Origin of the sequence: Methylobacterium sp. B4 (assembly GCF_003201865.1) — a bacterium.
In the GTDB taxonomy this organism is placed as follows: Bacteria; Pseudomonadota; Alphaproteobacteria; order Rhizobiales; family Beijerinckiaceae; genus Methylobacterium.
The window spans coordinates 357,665-384,219 of the sequence record NZ_QJJJ01000001.1; the positions used below are offsets into that span (position 1 = coordinate 357,665).

25 protein-coding genes are annotated in these 26,555 nt (G+C 70.3%); 9 read left to right on the top strand and 16 right to left on the bottom strand.

Translation table 11 applies throughout. From position 1 onward, the window contains the following. Positions 1-4 precede the first annotated feature (4 nt). Entirely contained in the window at positions 5-1,114 is a 1,110-nt protein-coding gene (murG, locus tag BY998_RS01770) for an undecaprenyldiphospho-muramoylpentapeptide beta-N-acetylglucosaminyltransferase (RefSeq protein ID WP_110349894.1), read from the bottom strand. Further along, a complete protein-coding gene (locus BY998_RS01775) occupies positions 1,111-2,277 on the bottom strand; it encodes a putative peptidoglycan glycosyltransferase FtsW (RefSeq protein WP_110349895.1) in 1,167 nt (388 codons plus the stop codon). Before BY998_RS01775 ends, murG begins: the two co-directional genes overlap by 4 nt. A 285-nt stretch (positions 2,278-2,562) precedes the next feature. On the opposite strand from BY998_RS01775, the gene guaB reads away from it, so the two are divergent. Beyond that, on the top strand, positions 2,563-4,053 hold the full coding sequence (gene guaB / locus BY998_RS01780) for an IMP dehydrogenase (RefSeq protein WP_110349896.1): 1,491 nt from the start codon (positions 2,563-2,565) through the stop codon (positions 4,051-4,053). Between the two features lie 519 nt (positions 4,054-4,572). On the opposite strand, the gene BY998_RS01785 is transcribed toward guaB, so the two are convergent. Beyond that, on the bottom strand, positions 4,573-5,436 hold the full coding sequence (locus BY998_RS01785; protein ID WP_245421441.1) for a hypothetical protein: 864 nt from the start codon (positions 5,434-5,436) through the stop codon (positions 4,573-4,575). 164 nt (positions 5,437-5,600) lie between these two features. Further along, positions 5,601-6,485 (bottom strand): hypothetical protein, encoded by an 885-nt coding sequence (locus BY998_RS01790; RefSeq protein ID WP_110349897.1) that lies wholly within the window; start codon positions 6,483-6,485, stop codon positions 5,601-5,603. A gap of 184 nt (positions 6,486-6,669) precedes the next feature. Between BY998_RS01790 and panE the strand changes: the two genes are divergently transcribed. Next, the gene (gene panE, locus BY998_RS01795) at positions 6,670-7,608 is read left to right on the top strand and encodes a 2-dehydropantoate 2-reductase (protein WP_110349898.1); all 939 of its coding nucleotides are present in this window, start codon (positions 6,670-6,672) and stop codon (positions 7,606-7,608) included. Between the two features lie 106 nt (positions 7,609-7,714). Here panE and BY998_RS24200 read toward each other — a convergent pair whose 3' ends face one another. Then, positions 7,715-7,891, bottom strand: coding sequence for a hypothetical protein (locus tag BY998_RS24200; protein WP_181425403.1), 177 nt, complete (start codon positions 7,889-7,891; stop codon positions 7,715-7,717). A gap of 152 nt (positions 7,892-8,043) precedes the next feature. On the opposite strand from BY998_RS24200, the gene BY998_RS01800 reads away from it, so the two are divergent. Both BY998_RS01800 and BY998_RS01805 read left to right on the top strand, forming a co-directional pair. After that, positions 8,044-9,336, top strand: coding sequence for an RsmB/NOP family class I SAM-dependent RNA methyltransferase (locus BY998_RS01800; RefSeq protein WP_110349899.1), 1,293 nt, complete (start codon positions 8,044-8,046; stop codon positions 9,334-9,336). 110 nt (positions 9,337-9,446) lie between these two features. Continuing rightward, complete coding sequence (locus BY998_RS01805) at positions 9,447-10,466, top strand: alpha/beta hydrolase (RefSeq protein WP_110349900.1); 1,020 nt, start codon at positions 9,447-9,449, stop codon at positions 10,464-10,466. A 42-nt stretch (positions 10,467-10,508) separates the two neighbouring features. Here the strand turns inward: BY998_RS01805 and BY998_RS01810 are convergent, their stop codons facing one another. Then, positions 10,509-10,850 (bottom strand): hypothetical protein, encoded by a 342-nt coding sequence (locus tag BY998_RS01810; protein WP_146221741.1) that lies wholly within the window; start codon positions 10,848-10,850, stop codon positions 10,509-10,511. Between the two features lie 174 nt (positions 10,851-11,024). Continuing rightward, positions 11,025-11,255 carry a hypothetical protein gene (locus tag BY998_RS01815; RefSeq protein WP_110349902.1) on the bottom strand — a complete coding sequence of 77 codons (231 nt, stop codon included), beginning with the start codon at positions 11,253-11,255 and terminating at the stop codon, positions 11,025-11,027. 169 nt (positions 11,256-11,424) lie between these two features. On the opposite strand from BY998_RS01815, the gene guaA reads away from it, so the two are divergent. Further along, the gene (guaA, locus tag BY998_RS01820) at positions 11,425-12,990 is read left to right on the top strand and encodes a glutamine-hydrolyzing GMP synthase (RefSeq protein ID WP_110349903.1); all 1,566 of its coding nucleotides are present in this window, start codon (positions 11,425-11,427) and stop codon (positions 12,988-12,990) included. Positions 12,991-13,038: 48 nt separating this feature from the next. On the opposite strand, the gene BY998_RS01825 is transcribed toward guaA, so the two are convergent. Then, positions 13,039-13,464, bottom strand: a complete 426-nt coding sequence (locus BY998_RS01825) for a type II toxin-antitoxin system VapC family toxin (RefSeq protein ID WP_110349904.1) — start codon at positions 13,462-13,464, stop codon at positions 13,039-13,041. Then, positions 13,464-13,706: a type II toxin-antitoxin system prevent-host-death family antitoxin gene (locus BY998_RS01830; protein ID WP_110349905.1), complete on the bottom strand. Its 243-nt coding sequence runs from the start codon at positions 13,704-13,706 to the stop codon at positions 13,464-13,466. Before BY998_RS01830 ends, BY998_RS01825 begins: the two co-directional genes overlap by 1 nt. A 197-nt stretch (positions 13,707-13,903) precedes the next feature. Here BY998_RS01830 and BY998_RS01835 point away from each other — a divergent pair, with 197 nt between their 5' ends. After that, positions 13,904-14,926: a hypothetical protein gene (locus BY998_RS01835; protein ID WP_245421442.1), complete on the top strand. Its 1,023-nt coding sequence runs from the start codon at positions 13,904-13,906 to the stop codon at positions 14,924-14,926. Positions 14,927-14,930: 4 nt separating this feature from the next. Here BY998_RS01835 and BY998_RS01840 read toward each other — a convergent pair whose 3' ends face one another. The 6 genes from BY998_RS01840 to BY998_RS01865 form a co-directional block, all read right to left on the bottom strand. Beyond that, positions 14,931-17,246 carry a TonB-dependent receptor gene (locus BY998_RS01840; protein ID WP_110349906.1) on the bottom strand — a complete coding sequence of 772 codons (2,316 nt, stop codon included), beginning with the start codon at positions 17,244-17,246 and terminating at the stop codon, positions 14,931-14,933. 62 nt (positions 17,247-17,308) lie between these two features. Further along, positions 17,309-18,676 carry a PepSY domain-containing protein gene (locus tag BY998_RS01845; protein WP_110349907.1) on the bottom strand — a complete coding sequence of 456 codons (1,368 nt, stop codon included), beginning with the start codon at positions 18,674-18,676 and terminating at the stop codon, positions 17,309-17,311. A 38-nt stretch (positions 18,677-18,714) separates the two neighbouring features. Beyond that, positions 18,715-19,032 (bottom strand): hypothetical protein, encoded by a 318-nt coding sequence (locus BY998_RS01850; RefSeq protein ID WP_245421443.1) that lies wholly within the window; start codon positions 19,030-19,032, stop codon positions 18,715-18,717. 149 nt (positions 19,033-19,181) lie between these two features. After that, entirely contained in the window at positions 19,182-19,589 is a 408-nt protein-coding gene (locus tag BY998_RS01855; RefSeq protein WP_110349908.1) for a hypothetical protein, read from the bottom strand. A gap of 171 nt (positions 19,590-19,760) precedes the next feature. Then, on the bottom strand, positions 19,761-20,420 hold the full coding sequence (locus tag BY998_RS01860; protein ID WP_110349909.1) for a 3-oxoacid CoA-transferase subunit B: 660 nt from the start codon (positions 20,418-20,420) through the stop codon (positions 19,761-19,763). 103 nt (positions 20,421-20,523) lie between these two features. Continuing rightward, entirely contained in the window at positions 20,524-21,261 is a 738-nt protein-coding gene (locus BY998_RS01865; RefSeq protein WP_110349910.1) for a CoA transferase subunit A, read from the bottom strand. A gap of 308 nt (positions 21,262-21,569) precedes the next feature. On the opposite strand from BY998_RS01865, the gene BY998_RS01870 reads away from it, so the two are divergent. Beyond that, positions 21,570-23,456: an AsmA family protein gene (locus BY998_RS01870; RefSeq protein ID WP_110349911.1), complete on the top strand. Its 1,887-nt coding sequence runs from the start codon at positions 21,570-21,572 to the stop codon at positions 23,454-23,456. A gap of 17 nt (positions 23,457-23,473) precedes the next feature. On the opposite strand, the gene BY998_RS01875 is transcribed toward BY998_RS01870, so the two are convergent. Beyond that, positions 23,474-24,664, bottom strand: a complete 1,191-nt coding sequence (locus tag BY998_RS01875; RefSeq protein WP_110349912.1) for a D-alanyl-D-alanine carboxypeptidase family protein — start codon at positions 24,662-24,664, stop codon at positions 23,474-23,476. A gap of 219 nt (positions 24,665-24,883) precedes the next feature. On the opposite strand from BY998_RS01875, the gene BY998_RS01880 reads away from it, so the two are divergent. Beyond that, positions 24,884-25,273, top strand: a complete 390-nt coding sequence (locus BY998_RS01880) for a hypothetical protein (protein WP_181425405.1) — start codon at positions 24,884-24,886, stop codon at positions 25,271-25,273. Between the two features lie 94 nt (positions 25,274-25,367). Next, on the top strand, positions 25,368-26,522 hold the full coding sequence (rnd, locus tag BY998_RS01885; protein WP_110349913.1) for a ribonuclease D: 1,155 nt from the start codon (positions 25,368-25,370) through the stop codon (positions 26,520-26,522). The last annotated feature ends 33 nt before the right edge of the window (positions 26,523-26,555 follow it).

Below are 26,555 nucleotides of genomic sequence, written 5' to 3' on the forward strand. Positions count from 1 at the left end.
GAGATCAGGCGGCGGCCGCGGTCTCGGCGACGAGCGCGGCGAGGCGGTCGGCCGCGTCGAGGATGCGGGCGGTTTTGGCCGCAGCCGCCGCCTGGGTCAATTTCCGGGGCGCCTCGAACAGATCCACCAACTCGGCGGCGAGCCGATCGGGGGTGAAGGCGCTCTGCGGAATCGAGAGCGCGGCGCCGATCTGCGCCAGCGTCGCGGCGTTGGCCGCCTGATCCTGATCGAGCGCGCCGGGCAGCGGCACGAGGATGGCGGGCCGGCCGATGGCGGCGAGTTCCGAGACCGTCGAGGCGCCCGAGCGCGCCACCACGAGGTGGGCAGCGGCCATGCGGCCGGGCAGATCCTTGAAGAAGGGCGCCGCCTCGATCCCGCCGAGGCCCATGGCGAGGGTGCGGTTCTGCACCGCCGTCAGATCCTCGGGCCGGGCTTGCTGGACGAGGTGGAGCCGGGCGCGCAGATCCGCGGGCAGCTTCTCCAGCGCCGTCGGCACGACCTCGCTCATCACGCGGGCGCCCTGGCTGCCACCGAACACGAGCAGCCGCAGCGGCGCGTCCCCATCCAGTGGAGGATAGGGCGTCTCGGCCACCGCGAGTACGGCCGGGCGGATCGGGTTGCCGGTATGGACGCGGCGCGCGGTGGCCTTCTCGGGCACGCCGCGCACGGACTCGAAGCCGGTGGCGATCACCCGCGCGCCCTTGGCGAGGAAGCCGTTGGCCCGGCCCATCACCGCGTTCTGCTCGTGCAGGATGGTCGGCACCCGCAGCAGCTGCGCGGCCAGCATCGGCGGCACGGTCGGGTAGCCGCCGAAGCCGACGACCGCCGCCGGGTTCAGGCGCCGCACGGCGCGGGCGGCCTGCCCGAAGCCGCGCCCGAGCGTGACCACGGCGCCGGCCCGGCGCAGCACCGAGCGGCCCGAGGGCGTGGCCGAGGCGATGGTGACGATCTCTTCAGCGGGAAAGTCGCCCGCGATGGAATCGACCCGGGCATCGGTCGCGAGCGCCACGCGGATGCCGCGCTCCCGCAAGGCGTAGGCGAGGCTCTGGGCTGGGAAGAGGTGGCCGCCGGTGCCGCCCGCGCAGACCAGCACGAGGGGGGTGAAGACGGTCACTGCATCATTCCCGGGACGGCGGAAGGCAGCGTGCCGGGCGGGCGCTGATTCAGGGCGGTGGTGCGCGGGCGCTTGCGGGTGAGCGCCACGAGGAAGCCCATTCCGAGCGACAGCGAGATCAGCGAGGAGCCGCCGTAGGAGACGAAGGGCAGGGTCATGCCCTTGGCCGGCATGAGCTGCGTGTTCACCGCCATGTTGATGCAGGCCTGGAGGCCGAAGAGCGTCGTCAGTCCGGTGATGGCGAGCCTCGTGAAGGTGTCGTCGGTGCGGCGTGCCAGCTTCAGGCCGCGCATGACGATGTAGGCGAACAGCGCGACGAGACAGAGGCAGACCAGCACGCCGAACTCCTCGCCGGTGACGGAGAAGATGAAGTCGGTATGCGCGTCGGGCAGGTGACGCTTGGCCACACCCTCGCCGGGTCCGGTACCGAACCAGCCGCCGGAATTGAAGGATTCCCGCGACCAGAATTCCTGGAAGCTGTCGCCCGAATCGCGGTCCATGAAGCGGTTGATGCGCTCGCGCACGTGATGGAGGAAGGTGTAGGCGGCGAACACGCCCGTGAGGCCCAGCACCCCGAGGCCCGCCACCCAGAACCAGTGCAGGCCGGCGACGAAGAACAGCGCGCACCACACCATCGTGATCAGCATGGTCTGCCCGAAATCGGGCTGGAGGATCAGCGGCACGATGGTCATCGGCAGGAGCAGGATCGCCAGCAGGCCACCGGGCATGTCGCGACGCTGCGCGCCTTCCGAGAAGGCCCAGGCCGCCACCACGACGAAGGCGGGCTTCACGAATTCCGAGGGCTGGAGACCGAAGGAGCCGATCTGGATCCAGCGGTGCGCGCCCTTAATCTCCGGGCCGAACTTGCCGGCCAGGATGCAGAGCGTCACGCCGACGAGCCAGGTGACGAGAGCGAAGCGCCGGATGTGGCGCACCGACAGGAACGAGACCGCGATGATGAGCAGGATCGTCGGGGCGAGATACATCGCCTGCCGGTTCAGGAAGTAGAAGGTCGGCAGGCCGATGCGCTCGGCCACCGGCGGGCCGCCGCCCATCAGGAAGACGAGGCCGGCCACCATCAGGCAGCCGAGTCCCGCGAGCAGGCCGCGATCGACCGTCCACCACCAATCCGCCAGGGGACTGCGTTCGGCGCGCGACATCATGGCGAGGGCTCGTCTCCAGCCGGCCGGTCCCGCATCAAACACGCGGACGGTCCGCCGTGATGGTGGATCGTAAGGGTTAATGGTGTCTTGCCGCGAGCGCGGTGGTGGGCGCCGAACGCCGGATTTGCCGGTCAGCCATGCACCGGCCATGCACCGCCAAGCGCCGCCAAGCGCCGCGGCGGCTTTGCGCGGCGCTTGCGCCCGTGATACTGGCCCCTGCCAACCCGATCTCGCTGGCCGTACCCTTCCGGCCCGGCGCAACACCCGTCTCCGGAGTTGGTTTCCATGGCCCGTATCAGCGCTGACACGATCATCGAGGGCCTTACCTTCGACGACGTGCTGCTGCGCCCCGCCGCCTCCTCGGTGATGCCCACCGAAGTCGACGTCGCGACCCGCCTCACCCGCACGATCAAGCTCAACCTGCCGATCATCGCCTCGGCCATGGACACCGTGACCGAGGCGCGGATGGCCATCGCCATGGCGCAGAACGGCGGGCTCGGCGTGATCCACCGCAACCTGGAGCCGGCCGAGCAGGCCGAGCAGGTCCGCCTCGTGAAGAAGTACGAGTCGGGCATGGTGCTCAATCCCATCACCATCCACCCCGACGAGACGCTGGCCGACGCCTTCGAGGTGATGAAGAAGAACCGGATCTCCGGTATTCCGGTGGTCGAGCGCGGCCCCAACGGCTCGCGCGGCAAGCTCGTCGGCATCCTGACGAACCGCGACGTGCGCTTCGCCACCAATACCGGCCAGCCCGTGGCCGAACTCATGACCCGCGACCGGCTCATCACCGTGCGCGAGGGGGTGACGCAGGACGAGGCCAAGCGCCTGCTGCACCAGTTCCGCATCGAGAAGCTGCTCGTCGTCGACGACCACTACCGCTGCATCGGCCTGATCACGGTCAAGGACATCGAGAAGCAGGTCGCCTATCCCAACGCGGTCAAGGACGAGCAGGGCCGCCTGCGGGTCGCGGCCGCCACGACGACGGGTGATTCCGGCTTCGAGCGTGCCGAGCGCCTGATCGATGCCGGCTGCGACGTGGTTGTGGTCGATACCGCCCACGGTCATTCCCGCAAGGTGCTCGACAGCGTCGCCCGGGTGAAGCAGCTCTCCAACGCCGTGCAGATCATCGCCGGCAACGTCGCCACCGCCGAGGGCGCCCGGGCGCTCATCGATGCGGGCGCCGACGCGATCAAGGTCGGCATCGGCCCGGGCTCGATCTGCACCACCCGCATCGTCGCGGGCGTCGGCGTGCCCCAGCTCACGGCGCTGATAGAGGCCGTGGAGGCGGCTCAAGGAGCGGACGTGCCGGTGATCGCCGACGGCGGCATCAAGTTCTCGGGCGATCTCGCCAAGGCGATCGCGGCCGGCGCCTCGGTGGCGATGCTGGGCTCGCTGCTGGCCGGCACCGACGAAGCGCCGGGCGAGGTCTTCTTGTATCAAGGGCGTTCGTACAAGAGCTACCGCGGCATGGGCTCTGTGGGCGCCATGGCCCGCGGCTCCGCCGACCGCTACTTCCAAGCGGAAGTCAGCGACACCCACAAGCTCGTGCCGGAGGGCATCGAGGGGCAGGTGCCGTACAAGGGCCCGGTGGCGGCGGTGCTGCACCAGCTCGCGGGCGGCCTGCGCGCGGCGATGGGCTATGTCGGCGCGGCGACCGTGCCGGATTTCCAGGAGCGGGCGCAGTTCGTGCGCATCACCAATGCGGGCCTGCGCGAGAGCCATGTCCACGACGTGACGATCACCCGCGAGAGCCCGAACTATCCGAGCCGCTGATCCGCCGCCCGATATGTCGCCCTGGGCTCGCGCCCGGGGCGATGGTCTCGCCTTGGAAAGGGCTCGCCGACTCCGGCGGGTTCCGCGCTTCCCTCGGGATCGCCTGCGTCCGGCCGCCTCGGCCGGAGCCCGGCTTCAGAGCCAGATCAGGCTCGCCAGCAGCATCAATGCTTCGAGGGCGATCATCACGCAGATCGTGTAGCCGACGACGCGGTCCCGCACGGGAGTGAGGGCCGTCGAAGGGGAGCGAATCATGGTCGGCCTCCGGAACGGGGCGAACCTAGATCCGGGCAGCGACCTGTACTTTGCTATATTTTAAGACGCGCGCGAAAAAAGGCGCGAAAACGGAAAAAATCGAACGCCGCTGCAGCGAAATCGCGGCGAACGGTGCGCAGTCAGCCTTTCCTATGCGAGGCCGATCCGCGGATACTCTGAACGCATCGGCCGAATTCGATGGGGCAGGCTTAGAGGTCTCGCCGTCCCGATCCAAACAGACGCTCCCCGATGACCTCGACGGCGTCAGGGCTTGGTGACCGGCATGTCCGGCGCGGCGTGGGCCTGCCGGTCGATGATGGCGGCGAACTCGTCCGGGCTCAGCTCGATGAAGCGGCGCATCGCCTCCCGGAACTCGGGCTCCTTCTCGGCGGTCGGGCAGGCGAAGCCGCGCGATTGCGTCACCTGCGCCCGGATCGCGGCCTCGAAGGCCGCCATCTCCGGCCGGAGGGCGGCCAGCTTCGCCTCGACGGCGGCGCGCTCGCGATCCGTGGCCGTGACGGGGCAGGCCCGCAGCACGCCCTCGACCGCCAACCCGACGGTGTAGGAGGCCAGCCGCGCCCGCGCCGGCAGGTTCGGTGCGGCGGCAACGGACGGCGGCTCGGCACGAGCCGCCTCGCAGCGCTGCAGCGAGGCGTAGGCGGCGGCGATGTCCGGGATGTCGAAGGCCGCCTCGCCGTCCTCGAAGCGCAGGCTGAGCCTTCGCGCCGCCAGCAGGTCCGGCACGAGCGTGTCCGGCAGGGCCGCGCGCAGGATCTGCCCGTCGCCGGTCCAGGTCGTCCTCGGGCCCGCCGGCCTGCCGTCGAGCAGGAGCGGCGCCGTGAGCCGTTCGCCCGCGGAAAATTCCCAGTTCCGGTCGGCGAGGGCCAGGGCGAGGCCCGCGTGATCGCGCGAGACGATCACGAGGCTGGCGGTGTCGCCCTGTGCATCCTCTGCGGTGCGGGTCATCGAGCAGGAGCCGGCATCCGGTCCGCCGGTTCGGCGCTCGACCGCCCAGCCCTGCACGCTCTCGAAAGGCTCGCGGCGGGGTGCCGCCTCGGCCCCGAGTCCGGCGAGGAGCGCCGTCAGCGTCACCGCCGAGATCGCCGCCAGGACGGGTGAGAGGCGCACGCGACATCTCCGCGACGACGGTCGGTCTCCGCCGCCCGCGGAACTGCGAAGCGACCGGTCGGACGGGTTGAGCTTAGCCTTTCCTTGCCGGCTCAACCAGCGCGCGGAGCGAATCCCTCACAGCGCAATCGGGCACGCGCGCGTCCCGGCGGCGAGCCCGCGTCTCAGAATTTGGGCGCGGCCGGCGCGGCTGCGTTCCGGTCCGCCGACTCCCTTTCCAGGGAGGCGGCCAGCTCTTCCGGGCTCAAGGCGGTAAACTTGCGCAGGATCTCTTGGAAGGCCGACTGCTTCTCCGCGGCGGGGCACGGGGTGCCGCGCCGCTGCAACTCGCTACGCAGGGACGCGTCAAGCGGGGCCATTTCCGGCTGGAGCGCGGCCATCCTGGCATCGACCGACCGGCGCTGCTCGTCCGTGGCGGGGATCGCGCATTCCTTCAGCGCACGCTGCAGCGAGAGGCCGATCACGTAGGCGGCCAGCCGCGGCGTGGAGGGTTCGGTCGAGGGGCCGGCAGGCGCCGGGGCCGGTGCGGCCGCCTGGGGCTCGGCGGCGGGCGTCGCGTCGCAGCGCTTGAGCGCCTCGTAGCCCGCCGCGAAATCCGGAATCCTGAAGCCGGCATCCCCGTTCGCGAAGCGCAGGATCACCGTCCCGGCCGCGAGCAGATCCGGCAGGATGCTCTCGGGCAGGAGCGCGCGCGCCGTCTTCTCGTCGCCGATCCAGGCGATCTTCCCCTTGATCGGTTTCTTGCCGAGGACCAGCGCCGCCTTGATCGCCTCGTCCTTGCCGAAGGCCCAGCCCTGGTAGACCAGCACGAGGGCAAGCGAGTTGCCGTTGCGAGCGAACACGACCGCGTTGGCGGCGTTGCCGTCTTCCTTGTCCTCGTAGGCATGCGTCATCAGGCACGGGTTGCCGCCGGTCTCGCCGACGGTCCGCTCGATTTCCCAGCCCTTCACCACCGCGAAGGGCTGGCGGTCCGCGGCCGCGATCGGGGCCGAGACGAGGCCGGGGAGAAGACCGACGGCCAGAGCGGCCAGGCTCGGAAGAGCGCGCATGAACGAAGTCCGCGAGGGCCCGCGCGTGCCGGCGCGGGGTGCAGGGATCGACCGGAGGGGTCACGCTTAGCCGCTGGCGGTGCCGGATTCCAGGCGGTCGGCGGTCGTGAGCGGCCGGCTGCAACGGATCAGGTGCGGCGCTTCCGGCTTCGCGGTATGGAGGGCCGGACGATAGGGGAACACGATGCGGATACTCGTGGTCGGGGCCGGCGCGACCGGCGGCTATTTCGGAGCGCGGCTGGCGGAAGCCGGGCGGGACGTGACCTTCCTGGTGCGCCCGGCCCGCGCGGAAAAGCTCGCGGCGCAGGGCCTGCGGGTCCGCAGCCCCGTGGGCGATCTGACGATCGACGCGCCGCAGACCGTGACCGCCGACCGCCTCGCCGCGGCCGGTCCGTTCGATCTCGTGCTCCTCTCGTCCAAGGCCTACGACCTCGACGCGGCGATCGCCGACGTGGCACCGGCCGTCGGTGCGGGCACGGCGGTGCTGCCGATCCTCAACGGCATGCGCCACCTCGACATTCTGGACGCGGCCTTCGGCGCGGAACGGGTGCTCGGCGGCAGTTGCGGCATCGTCGCCACGCTGACGAAGGATGGCGAGATCCGCCAGATGACCGACCTGCACACGCTGACCTACGGCGAGCGCGACGGCTCGCGCTCCGAGCGGTTCTCCCGCATCGAGGCGCAGATGGAAGGCGTGCGCTTCCAGGCTCGCGGCAGCGACCGGATCCTGCTCGAGATGTGGGAGAAGTGGGTCTTCCTCGCGACCCTCGCTGGCTCCACTACGCTGATGCGCGCGGCCATCGGCGACATCGTCGCCGCGCCCGGCGGCCGGGCCTTCATCGAGGGGCTGCACGACGAATGCCAGAGTGTGGCGGAAGCCAACGGCAACGGCGCCCGGGAAAAGGTGATGGCCGGCGCCCGCAAGATGCTGACGACGGAAGGGTCGGCGATGACCGCCTCCATGCTGCGGGACATCGAGGGCGGTGCTCGCATCGAGGCCGACCACATCGTCGGCGACCTGATCGCGCGCGGGCAGGCCAAGGGCGTCGAGACGCCGCTGCTCGCCCGCGTGCTGACCCATCTCAAGGCCTACGAGAACCGCCGCGCCCGCGAGGCGGCCTGAGCCGCCACGCGGACCGGCGTCCGGCTCGGAGTGCCCTAGAAAGCGCGCGGTCACCGACCGTTTCGCCGCCGCCTGCGACAGCGCAGGGAGATTTGGTGAGAGACGCTCAGTAGCGGCCGGGCGGCGGCGGGGGCGGGCTACCGTATTCGAGCTGCGTCTTGGCATCGGGCCGGCGGGCCGGCGGCGGAACCGGATCGAGCCCGGGCGCGGCCGGCGCGGTGGAGCAGGCGGCGAGCGTCAGCGCGACGAGGCTCGCACCGATGAGGGGCTTCAGGGACGACATGAGGTCCTCTCTTCCTATGGTCCTTGACGGACGGGGCCATCGTGCCGTTCTGAACGGCGAAAGGGCCGGAAGCTCGGCCGCATCGTGTCGGGCCGCAGGTCCAAGCGTGGCCGCACGGCGGCAGGTTTAACGAAACGTTTCCGGAGCCCATCCTGACCCCCTCCGCCCGCCTCTCCGCCGCCATCGAGATCCTCGACGACATCCTCGCGCGCCGCCGCCCGGCCGCGGACGCGATCAAGGATTGGGGTCTCGCCCACCGCTTCGCCGGCTCCGGCGACCGGGCGGCCATCGCCAGCCTCGTCTATGACGGGCTGCGCCGCCGGGCCTCTTCCGCCTGGATCATGGGCGAGGAGACGGGCCGCGCCATCCTCATCGGCACACTGCGCCTTCAGCGCGGCCTCGCCGAGCCGAGCATCGCCTCTCTGTTCGACGGCGCCCGCTTCGCGCCCCCTCCCCTCACCGAGGCCGAGCGGGCACGCCTCCTGGAGGGCAGCCTCACCGAGGCGCCGCCAGAGGTGGCGGGCGACGCACCGGCCTTCGTGCTGCCCTCGCTCGCCGCCCTGTTCGGCGAAGATCTGCTGCCCGAATTGCGGGTGCTCGCGCGCCGTGCCCCCCTCGACATCCGCGTCAACACGCTCAAGCAGAGTCGCGCGGCGGCGGCCGAGGCGCTGGCGGACCTCTCCCCGGTGGAAACGCCGCTCTCGGCCCTAGGGCTGCGCGTTCCGCTCGGCGAAGATGGGCGCGGCCCGGCGCTCCACGTCGATCCGCTCTTTCTAGAGGGCGGGTTCGAGATTCAGGACGAGGGCTCGCAGATCGCGAGCCTGCTCGCCGGTGCGAAGCCGGGCGAGACCATCGTCGATCTCTGCGCGGGCGGGGGCGGCAAGTCGCTGGCGCTTGCCGCGATGACCGGCAACGCCGCTCGGCTCATCGCCACCGACGCTGATCCGCGCCGGCTCGCGCCGATCCACGAGCGCCTGCGCCGCTCGGGCGCCGCGGTCGAGGTGCGCACGCCCCGCACCGGCAAGGCGCGAGCCGACGTGCTGGCCGATCTCGACGGCAGCGTCGACCGGGTGCTGGTCGACGCGCCCTGCACCGGCACGGGCACCTGGCGGCGTAACCCCGACGCCAAGTGGCGCCTGAGGCCGGGCAGCCTCTCGGGCCGGATCGCCGAGCAGGCCGAGGTGCTCGACCGGGCAGCGCGGCTGCTGCGGCCGGGCGGCACCCTCGTCTACGTGACCTGCTCGCTCCTTCCCGAGGAGAACGACGCGGCGGTGGACGGCCTGCTGAAGCGTGAGCGCGCGATCCGGGCCGTGGCGACCGATCTCGCCGTCGTTCCCGGCCTCGACGAGAAGGTCCGCCGGACGGAGCGCGGCATCCAGATGAGCCCGGCGCTCACCGGCACCGACGGTTTCTATGTCGCGACCATGACACGCAAATCGGGTTGAGGGTGGGATCGGGAGGCCACGTTCCTCGTTGAACCCCGGACCCATGCCCTCGCCCCGGACTGTTTCCCGCGCGGCGTCGCGACGGGAGATGCGATGACGAGGCGGATGTCATGACGCTGCATCGGCGGGCTCTGCTCGCGGGGACGGCGGCGATGCTGAGCGGATCCGAGTCGGCGCACGCGCAGCAGCCGGCGCCCCGGCTTCCGGTGCGCCCGCAGACGGGCGAGACCGTCCAGCCCCTGCCGCAAGCGGCACCGGGCGCCGAGCTCGAGGTCATCGACCTGTGGCCGGAGCTGCCGCCGGGTGGCGGCGGCCCGTTCCGTTCCGAGTACCGCTTCGACGAAACGCTGACTGGGGTCGTGACCGGCGTCGTGCGGCCCTGCCTGCTCGTGATCCGGCCGCAGCGCCCGAACGGGGCCGGCATCGTCATCGCGGCCGGCGGCGGCTACCTGCGCATCGATATCGGCAACGAGGGCCTGCCCGTCGGCCATTGGCTGGCCCGGGCCGGCATCACCGCCTTCGTGCTGATCTACCGTCTGCCGAGCGAGGAGTGGCGCGACGGCCCGGACGCGCCCCGGCAGGACGCGCAGCGGGCCATGCGGCTCGTGCGCTGGCGGGCCGAGGAGTTCGGCCTCGATCCCGACCGGATCGGCGTGCTCGGCTTCTCCGCGGGCGGCCACCTGATGGGCGTGACCGCGACCGATGCCGAGCAGGATCTCTACGACGACCTCGACGACGCGGATGGGCTGAGCGCCCGCCCCTCCTTCGCCGGACTGATCTACCCCATCGTCACCATGCGCGCGCCCTTCGATCGCACCATGACGAGCCGCCGGGTCCTCGTCGGCGACGATCCGCCCGATGCGCGGCGGCGGGCTTACTCTGTGGAGGTCCAGGTCAACGCGCGCACCCCGCCGGTCTTCATGGTCCAGGCCTCCGACGATAGAATTGCGGTAACCGACCATCCGCTCCTGATGTACGCGGCCCTGCGGGCAGCCAAGGTGCCGACGGAGATGCACCTGTTCGAGCGCGGCGGCCACGGCTTCGGCCTCGGCGTGCCCGGCAGCCCGGCAGCGGCTTGGCCCGCCCTGTTCATGGCCTGGATGCGCGGCCACGGCCTGCTGAAGTCGTAGCGACGGGCCGCGGTCGACCCGGCGCGGGCATCCCTTCGAAGCTCAGCCCCGCTTGCCCGACGGGCGTCGCCGGGCCATCGCCGTCAGGAGCAGGGCGACACCGGCCAAGGCAGGCGCGAGGATGGGCGCCATCCTCATCAGCGCAACGTACAGCCCGCCGTAGACGAGATCGGGCTCTTCTCGATCGAGCACGATCTGTTCCGCGAAGGGTCTGTCCTGGCTCTCCGGGCGTTCGATCCACAGGGCCGGTCCGCGCTTGAGCACGAGCAGCGCGGTCGGCTCATCCGCCAGGTAGATCACTCCAGTGAAAAGACGGCTGCCTCCGACCAGGACTGACAAGACGAGCAGCCCGGCGGCAAGCCTGCGCAGCGAATCTCCAGACACTTACCGACATCTCCCTTGCGCCGGGGAGGCAGGCCGTATCGGTCGCAGCCCCGGAGCTTGGTCGGATCGCGCGGTCTCGCACCCGACGCGGCCTCCACTTTGCCAGGGTTCATCCAAATGAAAACGGCCCCCGTCTCCGGGGGCCGCTCGCGTTCTCCGATCGGGCGACCGGGATCAGAAGCAGCGCTTCTCGCGGGTCACGACCGTGCGGCCGTAGGGGCCGCGGCGCTTGGTGATGATGGTCTTGCAGCGCGGGCCGCGGATGACGCGGCGGCTGCGGTACTGCGCTTCCTGGTAGAGGCCGTCCGAGAGCGGGGCGGCGCCCGCCAGGGGAAGAGCCTGAGCCGGCGCGGCGGCGCCGAAGCCTGCGATCGTGACGGCGATTCCGAAGAGGGCAGCTCTCATGGTCGGATAATTCCTGTCCGTTTCGAGGGGCGTGCCGTGTCGCAAGGTAACGGTGAACGTCAGGTTAATGGCAGCGATCTGAGGGCCGCCGCATGTGCCCCCCGACACGCTGCGCGTTGCGCCGCTTCGAGGCCTCGTCTAACCGATACCGGATAAGGCCCGAGGCAGCATGACCATCGACACGTCCCACCACGACAAGATCCTGATCGTCGATTTCGGCTCCCAGGTGACCCAGCTCATCGCCCGCCGGGTGCGCGAGGAGGGGGTCTATTGCGAGATCGTGCCCTTCACCAAGGCCGATGCCGCCTTCGACGAGCACCGGCCCAAGGGCGTGATCCTGTCCGGCGGCCCGGAATCCGTCACCACCGATCTCTCGCCCCGCGCCCCGCAAAAGATCTTCGAGGCGGGCGTGCCGGTCTTCGGCATCTGCTACGGCCAGCAGACCATGGCGGCCCAGCTCGGCGGCGAGGTCGAGGGCGGCCACCATGCCGAGTTCGGCCGGGCCGAGGTCGAGATTCTCTCCGATTCCCCCCTCTTCAGGGGCGTCTGGCACACGGGTGAGAAGTACCCGGTCTGGATGAGCCACGGCGACCGGGTCACCAAGCTGCCGGATGGGTTCAGTACCATCGCGATGTCGCGCAACGCGCCCTTCGCGGCCGTCGCCGATGAGGCGCGAAAATACTATGCCGTGCAGTTCCACCCCGAGGTGCATCACACGCCCCACGGGGCGCTCCTGATCCGCAACTTCGTGCGCGACATCGCCGGCTGCTCCGGCGACTGGACCATGGGTACCTATCGCGAGGAGGCGATCGCCAAGATCCGCGAGCAGGTCGGCAAGGAGCGGGTGATCTGCGGCCTGTCCGGCGGCGTCGATTCCTCGGTCGCGGCGGTGCTGATCCACGAGGCGATCGGCGACCAACTCACCTGCGTCTTCGTCGATCACGGCCTGATGCGCCTCGGCGAGGGCGACGAGGTGGTCCGCCTGTTCCGCGACCACTACAACATCCCCCTCGTCCACGTTCAGGCGCAGGACCTGTTCATCGGCGCCCTCGAAGGCGTCGACGACCCGGAAGTGAAGCGCAAGACGATCGGGCGCCTGTTCATCGACGTGTTCGAGGCCGAGGCGAAGAAGATCGGCGGCGCGGCCTTCCTGGCGCAGGGCACGCTCTACCCGGATGTGATCGAGAGCGTCTCGTTCTCCGGTGGCCCCTCGGTGACCATCAAGAGCCACCACAACGTGGGCGGCCTGCCTGAGCGGATGAATATGCGGCTCGTGGAGCCGCTGCGCGAGCTGTTCAAGGACGAGGTGCGTCTCCTCGGCAAGGAACTCGGCCTGCCCGAGGCCTTCGTCGGCCGACACCCCTTCCCCGGCCCCGGCCTCGCCATTCGCTGTCCCGGTGTCATCACCCGCGAGAAGCTGGAGGCCCTGCGCAAGGCCGATGCGATCTATCTCGACGAGATCCGGCAGGCCGGGCTCTACGACACGATCTGGCAGGCCTTCGCGGTGATCCTGCCGGTGAAGACGGTCGGCGTGATGGGCGACGGGCGCACCTACGACCACGTCTGCGCCCTGCGCGCCGTCACCTCCGTCGACGGCATGACCGCCGACTTCTACCCCTTCGACATGGCCTTCCTCGGCCGCGTCGCCACGCGGATCATCAACGAGGTCAAGGGCATCAACCGGGTGACCTACGACATCACCTCGAAGCCGCCCGGCACGATTGAGTGGGAGTGAGGGACGTCGCTGCCGTGGTTGTCGGCCGTCGAGCCGTCGTGTGCGGCGTCAGACTAGCAGATGCGTCGGGACGCCGAGGACGGGACCAGCTTCGGCGAGGCGTCGATCGAGTGTGGTGACGGTCGCCCCGTGCGCCGACGCGGTCGCGAGGTGCAGGGCGTCCCCGGCGCGAAGACCGAGCGCATGCTGATCGACGAACGTCGCTGCCGTTCGGAAATGGCTGCCTTCGATCGGCAACACGCGCAAGCTCTCGGCGACCAGCCTGTTGAACATCGCGAGTGCTGCTGCGCGCTGACCCAGGTCGATCTGGCTTGTGCGGAGCTTGATCGCGAAGGCGGAGGAGATCTCGGTGAGGGTCCATTCGCTGATCGCAAGGTCCTCGGGATCTTGCTCCCCGAGCCATTGTTGCGCACGGGCCGTCGAGATTTCGTTGGACAGGCTTGCGACGATCAGCGACGTGTCGAGATAAAGCATCAGGAACGATCGCTGTCCCGCATCGAACGGACGAGATCGACGGCACTCTCGTCTTGTGGCGGCATCGTCGCCGTCAGGGTCCGGAGCATGGCCACTTCGATCCGCTTCCGAGGTCCTGCGACGGAGGTCAGACGCGCCACCGGCCGGCCGCGCCGGGTGATGTCGATTGATTCCCCGGCCTCGGCCCGATCGACCAACTCGCTCAAGCGGCCTTCGGCATCCGTCAGATCGACCGTATCCATCGGCAAGCTCCTGATCACGTCAGCGGTCGTATGATGGTTCGCACTCGAGATTTCCAGCAAACGCCGAAACAGGCAATGGCCGAAGCGTGGCATCAGCGGTGAGCCGCGATGCGACCGGATAGGGGTAATCAAACAGCGCCGACGACAGGCCCGATGGCGTGCCCGGCCGATCGGATGGGCGGTGACGCAGGAGAGAGATGGAGCCTTTGCCCACGTCGTCAGAGATCGAAGCGCTCCTGCGCAGCGCGCTGGCCGACCCCGACACCACTTGGAGCCTCGGCAGCTTCGGTGCCCTGGCCGAATTCGTGCGCGATGCCAACGAGCCGTCGCGCGCCTTGCCGGACGAGCGGATCGGGCTGGCCACGGATCGCGGTGCGCTCGCCCTCACGCTTGCTCCGGGCCTCCGGCCGGTCGCCTACGAGACGGGCTTTTCCGGCGGCTACAACCACGCCGTGGCGCTGTGCCTGCCCGAGGCCGATTGCGCCATGGCCGGGCGTACCCAGGTGACCGAACTCGGACCAGACCGGGACGCCGCGCGGGAGGAGGATCGCGCGGCGATCCTGTTCGATCTCGGGCTGGGCCTGCGGGCGGTCGATGCCTGCGTTCGGGTGAGCGATCGGGAGATCCTCGCCTGTCTGCGCGCCGGCACCGGGCGGCCACTCTTCGCGGGCGACAATCCGGTCGGCTTGAACCTCGCGGCGATGAGCCCGCACCGCGTCTTCCGAGCGCGTCTGGGGCGCATCGAAGTCTATACGCCGATCCCCCGTGCCGGTCAGGCGAGACCTGCGGGGCCGCGCACGCTCGTCCTTCCGGCGATTCTGCGTGCCGGCCGCACCCACGCGGCGACGACGCCGATCCCGGCCGGCTTCGTGCCCTGCGCGAGCCTCGACCCGCCGCATCCCGGTAAGGATCGGATGGGCCGCCGGACGGCCTTCGATCCCGCCCGCCACGCGGCCTTCCAGGCCCTGCTCGATCGCTGGGGCGATCCTGGCCTTCTGGCCGTCAAGCGGGGAAGTGTCGGAATGCTGCCGGAGGGCGTCTCGCCCCGGCACGCGCGTTCGGCTCGCCGCGCCGCCGCGTGCCAGGCCCACCTCCTTCACGAAGCCGGCCTTTCGCCTATCAGGGCTCACGAGGCCGTGCCGACTCGAGCGCTCCGCCGAAGCGTTGCCTCGGACGCGCAGCGTGAAACTGGCACCGCGACGGCCCCGGGACGAGCCTAGCTCCTCAGAACGACAGCTTCATCCCCGCCACGAAGGTCCGCGGAGGCCCGGCGAAGATCGAGCCTGTCGTGCCGGCGAGGACGGCGCGCCCGTTTTGTGCGCCGGTGGCGGGGTCGATGGTGTTGGCGAGCGGATTGGCCGAACCGATCGTGGTTGCGTCGAAGACGTTGCGCATCTCGCCGTAGAGGTCGATGCGCCGGGCGTAGCCGTTCGGAAGCAGCGCGGAATAGTGGATGTTGAGGTTCAGGATCGCGAAACCCGGCACCTTCAGGAAGTTCGCGTTGTCGAGGTAGGAGCCGTCCTGCGCCACGACCTCGGCGAAGCCGCCGAGCCCCGCTAGCGGCCCGGCCGGCACGTCGTAGCCGATCCGGGCGAGGAGCTGATGCGCGGGCACGCCGGGAATGCGGTTGCCCGCCCGGTCGAAGCGCGCGGTGAGGCTGCCGGCGCTGATCTGCTCGATGTAGTCGGTGTAGACCTGATTGTCGAAGGTGTAGGCGAGCTTGCCGCGCCAGCCCGGCGCGAAGGTCCAGTCGGCCCCGACCTCGATGCCGCGGTGCTCGGAGGCCGGCGCGTTGAAGCTGTAGCTCAAGAGGCCCGCCCCCGGCGACTGCGTGACCAGCTCGTTGCGGAAGAACTCGTAGAAGCCGGTGAGGCTGAGCTTGAGTCCCTCGAAGGGGATGAAGTCGGTACCGAGATCGAAGCCGAGATTCTCCTGCGTTTTCAGGTCGGCATTGTTGCCGGGAAGCCCGGCCGAGGTGACGAACAGGCTCGAGAAGCCGGGCGTGGAATAGCCCGTCGCGACCCGGCCGCGCAGGGCCCAGTCCGGAGTGGGCCGGTAGACCAGGGCGAGTTCCGGCGCGACGTTGAGGAAGCGGCGGTCGGTCTGTGCCAGCGTCCTGGTCGTGCCCGCGGCCGTGGTCGCGAAGGTGCGGTTGCGCCCCGTGATGCTCGTCTCTTCCGCACTGATTCCGGCGACCGCCGCCCAGTCCGGCGCCAGTTCGAGTTCGAGCCGCGCCCGGCCACCGAGATTGGCTTGCAGCGCGTCCTGCAGCCCGATCAGCGCGCCGAGCCTTGGGCCACCATAGGGGGCGCGGTTGTAGGTGGAGGCCAAGATGTCCACCGCGCTGTAGGCGAGCGCGACGGTGCCGATGGCGGGCAGGCCGAACAGCTCCCCGCGCCGGGTCAGGTCGGTCTGCACGAAGTACGAGGGCAGGCTGCCGCGGCCGGAGGTGGTGTAGAAGGGCTGGTTGTAGTTGCGCTCGTCGAAGCCGACCTGCACGCGCCACGCGGTCTGCGCATCGAAATCGTGCTCCCAGCGGCCCGCGACGATGGTGCGCCGGTCGTTGCGGCGGAAAGCGCCCTCGGCGGCGGTCACCGGCACGCGCGGTCCGAAAGCCCCGTTCGCCAGGAGCCCGAAGGTGGTGCAGCCCGGCGCCGCATCCGCCGCCGTGGCGCAGCCGCGCTGGTAGGGATTGATGCGGAACTGATCGAGCGAGGCGCGGGCCGGGATGTTGGCGGTGATCTCGTTGTTGATCACCTTTAGGGTGAAGCGGTTGTCCGGGCTCGGCGTGTAGCTCGCGAGCAGGTTGATCGTCTGCGTGTCGTAGGAGGCGTGCTCCTGGTAGCCGTTTGCGCGCACGTCGCTGGCGAAGAGGCTGATCTCGAACGGGCCGCTCACCCCGCCGACGGTGAAGTAGTGGCTGAGATAGCCGTAGCTGCCGGCATCGACGCCGACCTCGTAGCCGTCGATCTCCCGGCCGGTGCGGGTGCGGAAGGCGAGCGCGCCGCCGGTGGCGTAGTTGCCGAACAGCGCCGATTGCGGTCCGCGGAACACGTCGATGCGGGCATAGGCCCGCGGATCGACCAGATCGAAGCGGGAGGCCCCGTCGGGCTGGGTGACGGGAAAGCCGTCCTCCAGCACCACCATGTTGCGCGTTACGCCGGTCGAGCGGGCGTTGTTGCCGCGGATCGAAATCACCACGTCGCGACCGCCGTTACCCTGGCGCAGGGTGACGCCGGGGCTGTCGAGCAGCACCGTGCCGATGCTCGTCGCCGGGCGGTTCGCGATCGTGCCCTCCCGCCCGACCGCCGTGACCACCTGCCCGACCGGACGTTCGATGGCGGGAAGAGCGGCGCCGGGCGGGGCGGCGACGCCGAAGCCGGAGGCGCCGGATCCCGTTTTCGGGCGGGCGTCGCCTTCGCCGGTGACGGAGAGCTCTTCGAGGGTGACGGTCTCGCCCGCGGCCGGGACGGCAGCCAGGACCAGCGGGGGCACGGCGAGGAACCACGCGGCGCGGCGCGCACGAGTGTGGTGGGACATGGAACGGCTCGTGAGGCGTGAGATCGGAGCGCGCGGGCCGGCCGGCCCGCGAAGGCGAGGCGTCAGGCGCGCGCGGCGGCCCGCAGGGTCTGGGCGGCGAGATCGAGGCCGAGCAGGGCGAGGATCGCGAGGCCGGTCATCGGAAACAGGGCGCCGAGGCCGAGCATGAGCGCGGTCACGCCCGCGACGATCCGCCGGTCCCGCGGCCAGGGCGGCGTGCCGAGGCCTCCGGCCGGGCGGCGCTTCCACCACATCACGGCGGCGCTCAGACAGAGCAGGATCGTGCCGAGGCAGAAGGCCAGCATCACGAGCTGGTTCGCCCGTCCCCAGTGCTCGCCCTTGTGGATGCCGATGCCGAACTGGATCGCCCGCGCCACCGGGCCGAGATCGGCGAAGCGCAGGTCGAGGATCGGCTGGCCGCTGTAGCGGTCGAGGGAGATCATGCGCTGGCGGGTGACGTCGCGGGGATAGGCAGAGGCGGCGAAAACGCCCGTCTCGCCCACCGGAAGGGCTAGCTCGAAGCCCGTGGGCATGCCCATTTCCCGCAGGGTCGCGACCGCTCGGTCGATGCCGATGGACGGGGCCTTCGCCGAACCGGATCGCGGCAGCGGCGCATCCGCGAGCGCCCAGCCCGCACTTTCCAACCGCTCGCCCATCCGCAGGGTGGAGACGGGCTTGCCGGCCCAGAGCGCGCTCGGTTGCCCGAGACCGGCCCGGTTCGACCACGCGCGCAACTCCTGCCCCCACCAGACCGACCAGGGAAGGCCGGTCAGGGCGAGGAAGAGCAGGCCGGCGCCCGCGAACAGCCCGGTCGCCGCGTGCAGGTCGCGCCACCAGACCCGGCGGCGCGGGGTCTCGCGCAAGGCCATGAGGCGAGTCGTTCGCCCCCGCGGCCACCAGAGATAAGCGCCCGTGACGACGAGGATGATCGCGAGACCGGCGACAATCTCGACGAGGGCGTTCGCCGCCGTGCCGAACAGGGTGAGGCTATGCAGGCGCCGCACGATCCCCATCGGGTCACGCTCGGCGGAGACCCGGTCGAGCACGTCGCCCGTATAGGGGTTCAGGAAGACCAGCGTCCGGCGCGCGCCCTCGGTCAGGGTGACGAGGGCCGAGCCCGTGGGGCCGGCAGGCTCGGTGTAGGAGACCGGATCACCGCCGGGAACCGCCTGCATGGCGTTGAAGACGAGGCGATCCGGCTCGAGGGGAGCCCGCGCCGAGGGCGCCACGACGGCGCGATGGGCCAAGGCGTTCCGCTCGATCTCGCCCTTGAACAGGTAGATCGCCCCGGTGGCCGAGAGCAGGATCAGGAAGGGCAGGCAGATGAGGCCCGCATAGAAGTGCCAGCGCCAGACGGCGCGGTAGACCGCATCGCGCGAGGTGCGCGCGGCGGCCACGGCCGCAGGGCCGGCCGAAATCGAGAGACTCATGCAATGGAGGTCCGCGTCCGAGGGATCGGTTGATCGACTCAGACGGCGGGCGGACCTCGGGGACCGAATCCCTGGTCCGGGGGCGCGCGGGCCTGCACCGCCTCGGCGGTGCGCCAGAGCAAGGGGGTCGCGCGCGGCGGCCGAGCCGCTGGAGTGGAGACCGCGGGGACAGGCGCGTGATGGTCCAGGGCCTGGATCTGGGTGCAGCAGGCGGCGTGCGCGCAGGCGCGGCCGTCCTCGTCGGGCGCATCCGGGACGCCGTGCTCGGCGCAGATCACCCCGCCCACGACACGCGGCGGGGCCGGCGCGAAGGCGGTGAGGAAGGCCTGGAGCACGAGCGCGTAGAGCGCGATCACACCGATGATCGCGCGGCCGTGCACAGTTCGATGCGGGCGCTCGCGCAGCATGGCTTCGGCGCTTACGGGTTGAGGCGGCGCGCGGTCAATGCCCCATCCCGCGCTCGATGCAGTCGCGAGGATCACCCGGCGGCGCCCGCGAGGAAAGATCAGGCCGGCATGCCGGCGGGCTCGAACAGGAAATCGTCGACGGAAGGGATGGTCACGGCCAGGCTCGCGCCGTAGCCGGCCTTCGAGAGGCGCCAGGGCCGCTCGGAACGGGCGCGGATCGCCTCGGAGGGGCGCAGGCGGCGCAGGGATCCGTCCTCACCCATCTCCTCGATCGTCAGGAAGCCATAGACCTGAAGGCGCGAGGCGATCAGCTTGGTCTCGCGGTCGCCCGCCGGGACCCGCAGGCTGCCGGTGGCGTAGACCGCATCCATCAGGCTGCGCTGGTCGGCCCGCGCCCGGCTGCGCGGGGCCGGCACCGGCCCGAATCCGCCGTTGAGGGCACCCTGCCCCGGCACCGACGGCCGGCGGAAGGGGATGACGTTGTCCGTTCCCGGAACGCTACGCATACACAGCACCTTACGTATCGCCAAAAGCTCCCGGACCGGTGCGCTCTCAAGGCGCCGTCCCGGTCGATGCGAAGCTTTCGACGATCCCGATTAATGCCGGCTTAGCCATACCCGGCCGGAGGCGGGAAAAGGCGTCCCGAAACGGGCCGCCCTTCCGTGCGCCGGTCTGGTTCAGGCGAGAGCGACCTTGAACGCCCCTTCGGTCTTGGCGCGGATCTCGTCCTCGGTGACGCCGTCGGCAAGTTCGACCAGCGTCATGCCGCCCTCGCCCTTCTTGTCGATGGTGAAGACGCCGAGATCGGTGATGACCATGTCGACCACGGCGGTGCCGGTCAGGGGCAGGTCGCAGGATTTCAGGAGCTTGGGCGCCTCGGAGCCGTCCTTGCCCTTGGCGACGTGCTCCATCACCACGACGACCTTCTTCACGCCGGCCACGAGGTCCATCGCCCCGCCCATTCCCTTCACCATCTTGCCGGGGATCATCCAGTTGGCGAGGTCGCCGTTCTGCGCGACCTGCATCGCGCCGAGGATCGACAGGTCGATATGCCCGCCCCGGATCATTCCGAAGGAATCGGCCGAGGAGAAGTAGCTCGTGGTCGGCAGCGCGGTGATGGTCTGCTTGCCGGCGTTGATGAGGTCGGGGTCCTCCTCGCCTTCGTAGGGGAAGGGCCCCATGCCGAGCATGCCGTTCTCGGATTGCAGCTGCACCGACATGCCTTCGGGAATGTAGTTCGACACCAGCGTCGGGATGCCGATGCCGAGATTCACGTAGAAGCCGTCCTCCAGCTCCCGGGCGGCGCGCTCCGCCATCTGCTCACGGGTCCAGGCCATTGTCTCTTCCTCGTTTGGCGCATCGTCGGAGCGACGATGCGCCGTCCGCCGCAGGGGCGGCGACGCGCCGTCGCGCTCGCGGCCTCGCGGCCGGCTGTTCGGATCAGATCTGGCCGCCGCCGGCCGCCGCGGCTTCCGGCTGCTTGCGCTGGCGCACGGTACGCTGCTCGATGCGCTTCTCGCGCGCCGGCACGTGGATCATGCGGCCGATGAAGATGCCCGGGGTGTGGATGTGGTCGGCGTCGATCTCGCCCGGCTGCACGAGGTGCTCGACCTGGGCGACCGTGACCTCGGCGGCCGTGGCCATCATCGGATTGAAGTTGCGGGCCGTCTTCCGGTAGACGAGGTTGCCCTCGGTATCGCCCTTCCAGGCGTGGACGATGGCCAGATCCGCGAACAGCCCGCGCTCCATCACGTAACTCTCGCCGTCGAACTCGCGCACTTCCTTGCCCTCGGCGACCTTGGTGCCGACGCCGGTCTTGGTAAAGAAGGCCGGGATGCCCGCGCCGCCCGCGCGGATGCGCTCGGCCAGCGTCCCTTGCGGGTTGAACTCGATCTCCAGCTCGCCGCCGAGATACTGTCGGGCGAACTCCTTGTTCTCGCCGACATAGGACGAGATCATCCTGGCGACTTGGCGGGTATCGAGCAGCTTGCCGAGACCGACGCCGTCGATGCCTGCATTGTTGGAGATGACCGTCAGGCCCTTGACGCCCGAGGCCCGGATGGCATCGATCAGCTCGTCCGGGATGCCGCACAGACCGAAGCCGCCGGCCATGATCGTCATGCCGTCGCGCAGGAGTCCGGCCAGCGCCGCCGTCGGATCCGGATAGACTTTCTTCATCGAAACCGTCCCTCCCTCGTCGTCGTTCGCTCCCGGGCACGGCCGTGACTCGGCGGCGGGTTCACCTGCTCTCGACGATGCCCGGGTGTGCAACGCGGTAGGGCGTTCGTCAAACCGCGGACGCATTTGTGCGCGATGCAAAAGTCCCGCGCCGTTACAGGTGCCGGTCACTCTCGCGGTTCGACGAGGCGGAAGCCGAGGATGGGCCGGTCGTCGGCCGTTCGGTCGCGGGACAGGGAGTTCGCAACCGGCTAAGCATCGGTTCTCGGCGGAACGCCGCCCCGGTCGCCTCGTCCTCACGGAGTGAAATGTCGCTGCGCCGCACCCTTCCCGCCCTCGGCTTCGGGCTGGTCGCTGCCGGACTGGTCGCCGCCTGCCTGCCCTGGTCGGTCGAGGCGCCCGGCGTGTCCCGGTTCGTCAGCCGGGGATTGCAGCAGGGCTGGGGCGTGGCCCTCACCGCCAGGGGGCGCACGGAGATCGTTCTGCTCCCGGTCCCTCGGGTGGTGTTCGAGGATATCCGCCTGAACGAGGGCGACGAGGCCGGCCCAATCCTCGCTGCCGGTGGCAGCCTCTCGCTCCAGCTCGACCTTCCCGCCCTGATCACGGGCCGCGTGGAGGTCGACTCGCTCAGTCTCCACGGCGCCGAGGTGCACCTGCCGCAGCAAGCCGGCGATACGCGCTGGGCCGGCGCGACCGAGCGCCTGATGCACAGCATCGCCGACGAGTCGAACGAGCATCCCCGGCGCATCATCCTGGCCCGCGCGACGGTGACGGGCCGCGACCCCCGCGACGGAGCGCTCCGGAGCGCCCGCGATGTCAACCTGACGCTGTCCTGGCCGGCCTGGAGCGAGAGTCTCGCCCTGGCAGGCTCCCTGCGCTGGAACGACCAGACCGTCCAACTCACCCTCACGGACCTGCGCCCGCACGCGCTCCTGTCCGGTGAAACGAGTCCGTTCGTGGCCTCCCTTGCTTGGCCGTCCGGATCGCTTAGCGCGGAGGGCGGCGGCAGCCTGCGGGAGGGCTTCAAGGCCTCGGGCAGCGGCATCCTTCAGACCCGGTCCCTGCCGGGCACCCTGGCCCTGACTGGCGGCGATCTCGCCCTCTCCCCCTTCGTGCAGGATCTCTCGGTCGAAGGCAGCTTCGAGGCCGCCGCGGGCCAGATCCAGTTCCCGAACGTCACGGTCCGCACCGGCGGCAACATCCTGGAGGGGGCGGGCTCGGCCAGTTTCGGGCCGCGGCGCAACGCGGTGCAGGCGACGCTCGCCGCCGACAACCTCAACCTCTCGCCCCTGCTGGCCGACCTCCTGAGCCTGACCGGCCTGGACGAGGCCCCCGACGCGGCCTGGCGGCGCCGGCCTCTCGATCTGCGCCCGCTGACGGGGGGCGACCTCGATCTGCGGATCTCCGCCGGCAGCGCCCGGATTGGCCCGGTTCAGATGAGCGACCTCGCCTCGAGCGTGCTCGTGCGCGAGGACGGGATCGAGGCCTCACTCGGCCGCGCGACCGTACAGGGCGGCGTGATCAAGGGACGCGCCATCTTCTCCAGCGCCGAGGGAGACCCGACGCTGACCCGCGTGAAGGCGCAGGGCAGCTTCGACCGGCTCGACCTCGGCGCCTTGCTGACCGATCTCGGCCAGGATCGCTGGATGCTCGGTGCGAGCCAGGGCAGCCTCGCGGTGGAGGGGGCAGGCCGCGACACGGAAGGGATGATCCGCGCCCTGACCGGCCGCCTCGCCTTGGCCAGCGCCGACGGCGCGCTCAGCGGGCTCGACCTCGCCGACGTGGTGCAGCGCAGAAGCGCTCCGGCGCCGGGCTCCCTCGCCCGCCGCAACGGCCGCACCTCTTTCGAGAAGGCTGCGATCTCGGTCCTGTTCGCCGACGGCGTCGGCGAAATCGTCGAGGGCGCGCTGACCGCCCGCGGCGTCCGGGCCTCACTCAGCGGTCGGATCGGCCTGATCGACCGCCGGCTCCAGGCCCGGGCCGAGTTGCGGCCGCCGACGCCGGCTTCCGGCGACGGCACGGTGCATCCTGCCACCCTGTTCGAGATCACCGGTCCCTGGACGTCGCTCAGCGTGCGCGGCGGCGCGGACGAGGCCGCGCCGACGAATGCCGGCGACGCGTTCCAGCGCCCGGGCGCCGACCTTCCCCTCGGAATTCGCGCCTACGTCCCCGCCAACACGTCCGAGACGCCCTAGCGGAGGCCGGTCCCGCCTCAGGAATGGCCGCTGGCGGCGCCGGCCGGCTGCGCGTTACCGCCCTTGGCCTTCTCGAAGGCGCGGCGGATCAGGTCGGTCCCGACCTCCATGGCCGCGTCCAACGCCCGCTGCGAGAGGGTGCCCGCCTCCACGCTCTCCCCGGCATAGAGCGGCTGCTCCAGGGCGACCGCGTCGCCGCGGGTCACGCGCAGGCGGGCCACTTCCCGGCCCTGCGCGATCGGTGCCGCGACCGGACCCTGGTAGACGACCTTGGCCGAGACCCTGTCCGAGGCGCCGCGGGGCACCAGCATGCGCACAGGCTTCTTGGCGACGACCGGCACGGAACCCTTCTCGCCGCCGAAGACCGAGATCTCCGCCACCGGCTCGTTGGCCGCGAAAATCTGTCGGGGTTCGAAGGCGCGAAAGCCCCATTCCATCAGCTTGCGCGCTTCCGCGGCCCGGTCCCGGGCGGTCTTGAGGCCCGAGATCACCATGATCAGCCGCTGGTCGTTCTGAACCGCCGAGGCGGTCAGCGCGTAGCCCGACTCTTCGAGATATCCCGTCTTCAGGCCGTCGGCGCCGATGTCGAGGGTCAGGAGCGGGTTGCGGTTCTGCTGCTTGATCTTGTTCCAAGTGAACTCGCGCTCGGAGTAGATCTTGTAGAATTCGGGGTAGGTCTGGACGATGTGCTCGGCGAGCCGGGCCATGTCGCGGGCGGTGACCTTCTGGTCGGGCGCCGCGTAGCCGGTGGCGTTGCGGAAGGTCGAGCGCGTCAGCCCGATCTCCTTAGCCCGCTGGTTCATCATGCCGGCGAAGCCTTCCTCGCTTCCGGCCATGTTCTCCGCAATGGTGATCGCCGCGTCGTTGCCCGACTGCACGATGAGCCCGCGCAGCAAGTCGGAGAGCTTGATGCGGCTGTTCACCTGCGCGAACATCGAGGAGCCGCCGCCCCCCGCCCCGCCGCGGCGCCACGCGTCCTCGGTGACCGTGAACTCGGTGTCGAGGTTGAGCCGCCCCTCCTTGATCGCGCGGAACACGATCTCGGCCGTCATCAGCTTGGCCATGCTAGCAGGCGAGAACAGCTCGTCGGCGGCCTTCTCGAACAGCACCGAGCCGGATTCGGCGTCGATGAGGATCGCGTGGGGGGCCGCCGTCTGGAATGTCTGAGCGCCTGCGGGCGCCGGAGGAAGCGCTGCGGCCAGCGTCATCGCGAGCCCTGCCGCAACCGCGAGGGATGCCGTCCGAAACCTACGCCACTGCATTGTCGCCTCTCCGGGATCCTATCCTGCCCGCCCGCGCCAAGCGTGACCTTAGACTGTATCTAACGCGATTTCGAATGCAGACAATGCCGGTGCGCCGCGGCACGAGCGCGCTGGACGGGGCGCAAATCCCTTGTGGAAAACAGGGGCAAATACCATATCAACTTCATGGACTTCCATGATTTTTTCCAAGCCGAAGCGCCCGTTTCGCGGGGACGGGCAGATGCCCGCCGCGACCCGGCCGAGCGTGCGGGCGGCGTCTGGCGCACCCTGCCGCTCGAGGGAGCGTTCGAGGTCGTCTACGAGGACGCCCGCGGCGCCTGGACCACCCGCACCCTGGACGCGCGTGAGTTGAAGCTCGGCCCCGGCCGCACGCTGCTCGGCGGCACGGACCGCGCCCACGGCCTCTATCGCGGTCTGAGGGTCGACCGCATCCGCCGGCTGACCGAGCCGGCTTCGGGCACGCGCATCGAGACCGGGATTCTCGACTGGCTGCTCGCCCGCGCCGAGGCCCAGCGTCGAGGCCGCATCGGGCGTGGCCCGCGGCGGGCGGCCTGAGCCGACGAAGTTTTCCCCCGGGATGCAATCCCGTGGGGACAATTGGCCTTCCGTCGTCTCGCGGCGCCCGGCAACCTTCGGTATAGCCAGTTCCATGGAACTGATCTCCGAAACGCAGGCCTTGTCCGACGCCTGTTCCCGTCTCTCCGCGCAGCCGTTCGTGACCGTCGATACGGAGTTCATGCGCGAGACGACCTATTATCCGAAACTCTGCCTGATCCAGATGGCAGGGCCGGACGGATTCGCCTGCCTCGTCGATCCGCTCGCCAAGGGGCTCGACCTCAAACCCTTCTTCGACCTGATGGCGCATGAGGGCACCGTGAAGGTGTTTCACTCGGCCCGGCAGGATCTGGAGATCGTCTGGCTGCTGGGCGGCCTGCTGCCCCAGCCCTTCTTCGACACGCAGGTCGCGGCCATGGTCTGCGGCTACGGCGACTCGGTCTCCTACGAGCAGCTCGTCAACGACGTCGCCAAGGCGCGCATCGACAAGTCCTCCCGCTTCACCGATTGGTCGCGCCGCCCTCTCTCCGAGGCACAGCTCGCCTACGCGCTCTCCGACGTCACGCATCTCGTGACGATCTATCAGGTGCTCGCGGCCGAACTCGTGCGCACCGATCGCGGGCTCTGGCTCGACGAGGAGATGGCGGTCCTCACCTCGCCCGAGACCTATCAGGCCGATCCCGCCTTCGCGTGGCGCCGTCTTGCGGGCCGCATGCGCAAGCCCCGGGAGATCGCGGTGCTGATGGAGGTCGCGGGCTGGCGCGAGGCCGAGGCGCAGAGCCGCAACGTGCCCCGCGGCCGCATCCTCAAGGACGAGGCGGTGATCGACATCGCCACCTCGGCCCCGCGCAGCGTCGAGGCGCTCGGACGGCTGCGCACCATCCCCGCCGGCTTCGAGCGTTCGCGCACCGGTTCGGAGATCCTGGCGGCGGTCGAGCGCGGCTTTGCCCGCGACCTGTCGCAGATCGCCGCGCCCGAGCGCAGCCGCTCCCGGGGCGGCGGCAGCGGTGCCCTCGTCGATCTTCTCAAGGTGCTCCTCAAGGCGGTGGCCGAGGCGGAGGGCGTGGCGCCGAAGATCATCGCCACCGTGGACGATCTGGAGGCTTTGGCCGAGGACGACGCGGCGGATGTTCCGGTGCTGCAGGGCTGGCGCCGCAGCCTGTTCGGCGAACGTGCGCTCGCGCTCAAGCACGGTCGCATGGCTCTCTCGGTCGAGCGCGGCCGGGTCGTCGTACGCGACCTCCCCTGAGGCGTCCGGCCCCGGCCGCGAGGCCGCGGCGGA